Origin of the sequence: Metapseudomonas resinovorans (assembly GCF_002003485.1) — a bacterium.
GTDB classification, from domain to species: domain Bacteria; phylum Pseudomonadota; class Gammaproteobacteria; order Pseudomonadales; family Pseudomonadaceae; genus Metapseudomonas; species Metapseudomonas resinovorans_D.
The window spans coordinates 1-5,825 of record NZ_BDMA01000098.1; the positions used below are offsets into that span (position 1 = coordinate 1).

Below are 5,825 nucleotides of genomic sequence, written 5' to 3' on the forward strand. Positions count from 1 at the left end.
CGCCCTTAATGCTGGAGTTCGGAAGGTGACTTGGCTGGACGCTTACCTTCATCCGCAACTGCCGAACCCTCGGCATGACTCTGGACGAGGTAAGGCAGTTACTCAGCTTCCGGGATAATCCTGCGGGTGATTGCTCAGGAGTGAATAAGCTGGTCGATGAGCACATGGAGCATGTGGCGACCAGGATCACGAGTCTTCAGGCACTTCAGAAGCAACTAATGGACCTGAGGAGAAGCTGTACCGAGGGCCGCGAAGTCTCTGACTGTCAGATACTTCATCAACTGAACGTTGGCGGCAATCATCTCGGTGAAGAGGTTTTGTCACACGTAGGGCGAAGCCACAACCACTGAAGCCTGGACGGGCAAGGTGAAGCGTGGGGGTAACCATTAGCCGTCAAGCCGCCAAAGGAAATGGCGGGGTCGATGTAGCTGATGTCTTTCCACATCAGTGCTTTGATATCCCAGCCATTGGCCGTTGCCGCGAAGCCACGGCCAATGGCTGGTGTACAGCTCGGCAGGAATACCGGCACGCTGGCAGGCTTATCAAACTGCCGGGATGCAAAGCTTAATCGCTCAGGTGCCCCAGTGATCCAGGCCGCGGAACACAGCGCCGCGAGCGATACCGGTGACACTGATCCAGTCGAGATAGTCCTGTACCGGACAGAGACGTTTTAAGGCCGGTGCGTAATGGGTCGTGCCGAGGTTCTTCCGATCTCCCTTGCTCTGCGGCAGGAACAGGCGCATCCCAGCACCGGCTGATGCATTTACGTTGAGATCCACCCGTTCGAGCTACTGCTGCGTTATTCATCCTTCAATGAATAGTCGTGACCGGCTGGGCGTGCAGATGTTTGACGAAGAGGATCAATAAGTTGCTCGAAGTAGTTTTTGGGGTAGTCCTTTTCGTGCAGGCCCACCTCGGCTTCGCCCAGCTTCCCGCTGCTGTCGTAAAAGGTCCCGAACAGCCGATCCCACACTGTTAGAAACTCACCGAAGTTGACCTGGGCGTCTTCGAAGTCGCGCTTATGGTGCCAACGATGGATCTCGGCAACCCCGAGCAGATGCCGCAGCCAGCCCAAGCTGTAGTCCAGGTTCGAATGCTGAAAGGCCAGGTGGACGGTCAGGATGCCGAACCAAGTTGCGACTACGGCAGACGGTGCCCCTGATGCGAGCAGAACCACCAGCCCTGGCCCGGCCATCAGCGCGGCATGCAGAGGATGCCGGCGTTCCCCGTTCATCCAATAGAGCCGCTCTGCGCTGTGATGAATCATGTGAAAACGCCACAACCAATGCACCCGGTGGCTGATGCGGTGCATGGCATACAGGCTCAGATCGAGCACGGCGGCGACCAGAACCAGTTGCAACCACAGAGGACTCTCGATCGGGAAGAGGCGAACCGAAGCCGGCACCGCATCGCCAAGCTTGGCCAGGATTTCAGCAGTGAATTGAATGACGGAAAGGTTGACCAGCATGTGCAACAGATCTGTCGTGGTGTCCTGATGATCTTCGAGCCAGGCTTCGCGAAAAGGTTGGAGTCGCTCCAAACCAGCGATGACTAACAAGCCCACCGCGGCGACCAGGGGCGTGGTGGGCCAAGATGGTACGCCGGTATACAGTGCCCAGATCATGAAGGCGGCACTGCCGCCAAATACGAGTGGATAGCTCATCCAGCGTATGGCACATCGAAGAAAAGTAGGCATCGCTCAGCTCCTGTATCGAGAGCCATGACAGTACGTAGAGAGGCTAGCGTTCGACTTGAACGAAAGAGCTACGATCCTGAAGATTTACCCCTCGCGGAAGCCAACATCGTACTTGACCCTATACCTGCTACATGGTTTGTAATGGAGAAGACTAGGCCCAATTGGAGAAGCGGCTCATGAGCTCTTGTGATAAATCCTGTGGCTGTGGCCCCGCTTCGGCGGGCCCAGAAGCAGCAACTACGCCTTTGAATGAGGGGGCCTGGGTCAGCAACTTTTCGGTGCCTAAAATGGACTGCCCTTCCGAAGAGCGGATGATTCGGCTCGCGCTGAATGGCTTGTCCGAGATCGATTCATTGTCCTTTGATCTAACCAGCAGGCAGGTAAGCGTATTTCACGAAGGGGCGGTTGATCAGATTGCTATCAAGCTGGAGTCACTTGGCCTTGGAGCAACGCTGCTTGAGACTCAACCGGCCAGCCGGGAGTCGGCCTCGGCCAACAGTGCCAGTGAAGAACTGAATGCTTCGAAAGAAGCCGGCACGCTGAAAGTCTTGCTCGGCATCAATGCCGTAATGTTTGTCACCGAAATGGGCGCTGGCTTAATCGCTCAGTCGGCTGGTCTGGTTGCTGACTCGCTGGACATGTTTGCTGATGCTGCCGTCTACGGGCTGGCTCTCTATGCGGTCGGCCGTAGCGCGCAGCTGCAAGTACGTGCAGCCCATCTGGCGGGTTTCTTTCAGGTTGTATTGGCTTTGGGTGTGCTTGTGGAAGTGGTTAGACGCTTCCTCTACGGCAGCGAGCCTGAGTCGACGCTGATGATGGGGATTGGCTTAGTCGCACTGGTGGCAAACGTCAGTTGCCTCTTGCTGATCTATCGTCACCGCGATGGTGGCGCCCACATGAAAGCGAGTTGGATTTTTTCAGCCAACGATGTGCTTGCGAACCTTGGTGTAATCGCTGCGGGGGCCTTGGTTGCGTGGACAGGTTCTCCCTACCCAGACTTGGTGATTGGCACTGTCGTAGGCCTCGTCGTGCTAGACGGTGCACGCCGCATACTGGCGTTGAAAGCCTGACCAATTGGATCGGCAGATGGCTTAGCCATTGTCACTGTATGAATAAGGATTCCGCTGTGAAACATCGAACTACCAGATGGCTGTCTGCCGTGCTTATTGCCCTGACGGTGACCCCCAGCTTTGCTGCAACAAACTCCACCAAGGTGTTCGGCTGGGTGGAGGAAGGGTTGATTCAGCCGGAAAACATCTCCGTAAAAATAAAGTTGGACACCGGGGCCTTGACCTCGTCCATGGACGCGAAGGACTTGGAGCGTTTTGACAAGGGCGGCGAGCAATGGGTCCGCTTCAACGTAGAAGTCAAAGACAGCCAAACCGGCAAGATGGCCAATGCATCATTTGAGCGCAAGGTCGTTCGCAACGTGAAAGTTCGTGGTGCTGGCGGAGCTGAAAGAAGGCCCGTGGTGTTGATGCAAATGTGTATCGGGACCCGTCTCTACAAGGAGGAGTTTTCGCTGAAGGACCGCGGCAAAATGAATTATCCGGTACTGATTGGCCGCCGCACACTGCAGCACGTAGGTGCGGTAGATGCCTCCCGGACCTTCACCATGGAGCCCCGTTGCGGCAAGTCCGGAACCAAAGAAACAAACTGACGGATTGAGTTCGCTACCAGTGACATTCGATAGATTCCCTTTGCCCTTGGTATAGGCAGTCCTCCCTTTGGTGATGTCGCTCCAGGCCTTGGCGGCTGACCACACCATCCCCTGGCCAATTGGCTGGGAAAGCTCAATCCTGCCAAATCCGGTAGACGCATAGGGGCAGCCTGTCGGCTCGCGCCAGAGAGCTATATTGCAGGACAAGGACGGCAAGCAAATCGCGGTAATGGAGCTCACTCGTGTAACGGCGCTGAACGAGCACCCGGTGAGCATCGAGAACGTCATCGTCGCTATGCGCAAAGCGCTACAGTGGCACTATTCCCGACTCGGCCTCTTGGCGAGTTGCGGCGAGCCAACAGAAACTCCAGTGGGTGAATTAATGGGATTGCAGACTACGTGCACCATGACGGCTCAAGGGAGCAAGGATCTTACACACACTGGTCACTGCCGTAGGGGGCCAGGCGACCTATTCACTGGAGTATGCGGCTGAACCCGCAACCTTCACGGAACATCAGCCTGAGTTTCTCCAGCTGCGCAATAGGCTGCGGTTTGACTGAATTGATTTTGTAGGCCCTAGCGTATTTCGAGGAGCAACTCGAAGGTACGGTTGGCTAGGCAGGCGCCAAATAAACACTGGCATTGATGGCAGAGCTGGCCTCCTGAGTAGGGTGTCAATCCCGCAGGCATACCTCGGCGAGCGCGGACGACGGGTCAATGCCCAGCAGCGCTCGGAAGGTCCGCGAGAAATGGGCCGAGTCGGAGAAGCCCGACGCGTGGGCGGCATCGGTCATAGATGACCCGCTGGCCAAGAGTTGAACCGCCTGGCTGAGGCGCAACCATTTAGCATAGCTGCGCAACGGCAGGCCAGTTTGCTCCACGAACCAGTGCGAGAACCGAGTCGGCGATAGATGCACCAACGCAGCCAGTGCATTGCGTTGTACCTGACCCGCGTGGATTGCAGTGCCGACACGTGCCAAGCGCGGATCGGGAGCGGGCAGGACGTCGACCATCTGAAGGACTTTGCGCACGGCGTCCCGAACGTCTTCTGCGGAGTCGCTGAGGGCATCCGCAATCCTCTGCGCTTCAGGCGCGGCGATGGCAATTGGCATCGGGATTCCGCTTGGCGACAAACCCCGCGCTTCATCCGCCAGCACATCCAAGTAAATCGACACGATAAGGCCCCCGTTGAGTCGATGGCGAACGCCAGCGGGTATGAACATCGCGACGTCGGTGTGAAGGCTTTGCGGGCACGCCACCGTCACGGGCCCATCAAGGCCGATGGCAATCTGGTGCGCTTGATGGTGATGCCAGTCCTGGTGGCCGGCACGGCCAGCAAAAACAGCGAGTCCCGGCCCTAGCCAAGCACGGCCGGACCACTTGAACGGGTCCGCGGCACGGCCGCTTTTCATCACGGGCGACCCACTTCCACGGCGGGCCTTGCCAAACTGCCGAGCATCATCAGCAACGCGCCACCAACGATGGCGACATCCGCCAAGTTGAACGCCGGCCAGTGCCACCCCTGGTAGTGGAAGTCCAGGTAGTCCACGACATAGCTACGGACAGATCGGTCGATGAGATTGCCCACCGCCCCACCCAGGATGAGGCTGTAAGCCAGGGCTTCGTGCCATGGACGCGCTCGACGAAGCATCAGGATGAGCGTCACGGCAACGGCCAGGGCAATGACAACGAAGAAGTAACGCTGCCAACCGCCGGCGTCAGCCAGGAAGCTGAACGCTGCACCGGTGTTGCGGACATGTACCAGGTTGAAGAAGGGGCCTAGGGCGAGCGAAGAACCCAGTTCGTACAGCTGCTCAATGGCGAACTTGGTGCCCTGATCGAGTACTGCCAGGGCGGCAGCAATTCCCCACCACAACCCCGGTGTTGGAGCGGGCGAAACCTGTTGGCAAGTGTTCATTGACTGTCCCTTAGTAGTTGCTTCAGTTCCTCTGAAATCGGCATCGGCTGAAAGGCGCTGACTCTTGCTCGTCCAGTATTGCCCTCTGGAACCCAGACCTTGGAGAACAGCAAGGCCGCGAGAATGCGCGGTACCTGGCCAAGCACCTCCCGGTAGTCGCGCTCAATCCAACCCACCTGAAGCATCAGCCAGTGGCTGTAGGCATGGAGCAGGGGCATACGCTGGGTAAGGATGTGGGCCCGCTCCAACCACGGATAGGCCCGCTGAGGTGATCTTGCCCCCAGCGCCTGCCTGGCGCTCAGGAAGGCTTCGCCGATAGCGGCGCGCAGATCTCGGTTCATTTCATCCTCACTTGCGCAGCAAACGCAGGCCGTTCAGGACGACCAACAGGCTCACGCCCATGTCGGCAAACACCGCCATCCACATCGTGGCATGGCCGGTCAGGGTGACCACCAGGAAGATGGCCTTGATCCCCAGGGCGAGCCCGATGTTTTGCGTGACCACGGCGGCGGTATGCCGGGATAGGCGAATGAACGCCGGAATCTTGCGCA

The 5,825-nt window shown here is 57.9% G+C and carries 8 protein-coding genes and 2 pseudogenes; 4 read left to right on the top strand and 6 right to left on the bottom strand.

Annotation, left to right across the window (positions count from 1 at the left end; translation table 11 throughout):
* Nucleotides 1-50 precede the first annotated feature (50 nt).
* Nucleotides 51-350 carry a MerR family DNA-binding protein gene (locus MnOB_RS28245; RefSeq protein ID WP_265093697.1) on the top strand — a complete coding sequence of 100 codons (300 nt, stop codon included), beginning with the start codon at nucleotides 51-53 and terminating at the stop codon, nucleotides 348-350.
* Nucleotides 351-572: 222 nt separating this feature from the next.
* Here MnOB_RS28245 and MnOB_RS28965 read toward each other — a convergent pair whose 3' ends face one another.
* Together MnOB_RS28965 and MnOB_RS28250 are read right to left on the bottom strand one after the other, a co-directional pair.
* Nucleotides 573-743, bottom strand: a complete 171-nt coding sequence (locus MnOB_RS28965) for a site-specific integrase (RefSeq protein WP_158713869.1) — start codon at nucleotides 741-743, stop codon at nucleotides 573-575.
* Between the two features lie 56 nt (nucleotides 744-799).
* Nucleotides 800-1,696 (bottom strand): sterol desaturase family protein, encoded by an 897-nt coding sequence (locus MnOB_RS28250; RefSeq protein ID WP_077527857.1) that lies wholly within the window; start codon nucleotides 1,694-1,696, stop codon nucleotides 800-802.
* 176 nt (nucleotides 1,697-1,872) lie between these two features.
* On the opposite strand from MnOB_RS28250, the gene MnOB_RS28255 reads away from it, so the two are divergent.
* The 3 genes and pseudogenes from MnOB_RS28255 to MnOB_RS29745 all read left to right on the top strand — a co-directional run.
* Entirely contained in the window at nucleotides 1,873-2,766 is an 894-nt protein-coding gene (locus tag MnOB_RS28255) for a cation efflux transmembrane domain-containing protein (protein ID WP_077527858.1), read from the top strand.
* 38 nt (nucleotides 2,767-2,804) lie between these two features.
* Nucleotides 2,805-3,356, top strand: a complete 552-nt coding sequence (rloA3, locus tag MnOB_RS28260; RefSeq protein WP_077527859.1) for a retropepsin-like aspartic peptidase RloA3 — start codon at nucleotides 2,805-2,807, stop codon at nucleotides 3,354-3,356.
* A 184-nt stretch (nucleotides 3,357-3,540) separates the two neighbouring features.
* Nucleotides 3,541-3,849 (top strand): annotated as a pseudogene (locus MnOB_RS29745) (DUF4946 domain-containing protein); the annotation flags it as partial.
* A gap of 181 nt (nucleotides 3,850-4,030) precedes the next feature.
* Here the strand turns inward: MnOB_RS29745 and MnOB_RS28265 are convergent.
* From MnOB_RS28265 to MnOB_RS28280, 4 genes and pseudogenes are all read right to left on the bottom strand, one after another.
* Entirely contained in the window at nucleotides 4,031-4,768 is a 738-nt protein-coding gene (locus MnOB_RS28265) for a helix-turn-helix transcriptional regulator (protein ID WP_077527860.1), read from the bottom strand.
* Nucleotides 4,768-5,274 carry a signal peptidase II gene (gene lspA / locus MnOB_RS28270; protein ID WP_077527861.1) on the bottom strand — a complete coding sequence of 169 codons (507 nt, stop codon included), beginning with the start codon at nucleotides 5,272-5,274 and terminating at the stop codon, nucleotides 4,768-4,770. Before lspA ends, MnOB_RS28265 begins: the two co-directional genes overlap by 1 nt.
* Complete coding sequence (locus tag MnOB_RS28275; protein WP_077527862.1) at nucleotides 5,271-5,615, bottom strand: DUF3703 domain-containing protein; 345 nt, start codon at nucleotides 5,613-5,615, stop codon at nucleotides 5,271-5,273. Before MnOB_RS28275 ends, lspA begins: the two co-directional genes overlap by 4 nt.
* Before the next feature lie 7 nt (nucleotides 5,616-5,622).
* Nucleotides 5,623-5,825: pseudogene (locus tag MnOB_RS28280) on the bottom strand (heavy metal translocating P-type ATPase); the annotation flags it as partial.

Coding starts and splice junctions, on each gene's coding strand:
- rloA3 (WP_077527859.1), top strand. CDS start 2,805: ATGAATAAGGATTCCGCTGTGAAACATCGAACTACCAGATGGCTGTCT.
- MnOB_RS28275 (WP_077527862.1), bottom strand. CDS start 5,615: ATGAACCGAGATCTGCGCGCCGCTATCGGCGAAGCCTTCCTGAGCGCC.
- MnOB_RS28965 (WP_158713869.1), bottom strand. CDS start 743: ATGCGCCTGTTCCTGCCGCAGAGCAAGGGAGATCGGAAGAACCTCGGC.
- MnOB_RS28250 (WP_077527857.1), bottom strand. CDS start 1,696: ATGCCTACTTTTCTTCGATGTGCCATACGCTGGATGAGCTATCCACTC.
- MnOB_RS28265 (WP_077527860.1), bottom strand. CDS start 4,768: ATGAAAAGCGGCCGTGCCGCGGACCCGTTCAAGTGGTCCGGCCGTGCT.
- MnOB_RS28255 (WP_077527858.1), top strand. CDS start 1,873: ATGAGCTCTTGTGATAAATCCTGTGGCTGTGGCCCCGCTTCGGCGGGC.
- lspA (WP_077527861.1), bottom strand. CDS start 5,274: ATGAACACTTGCCAACAGGTTTCGCCCGCTCCAACACCGGGGTTGTGG.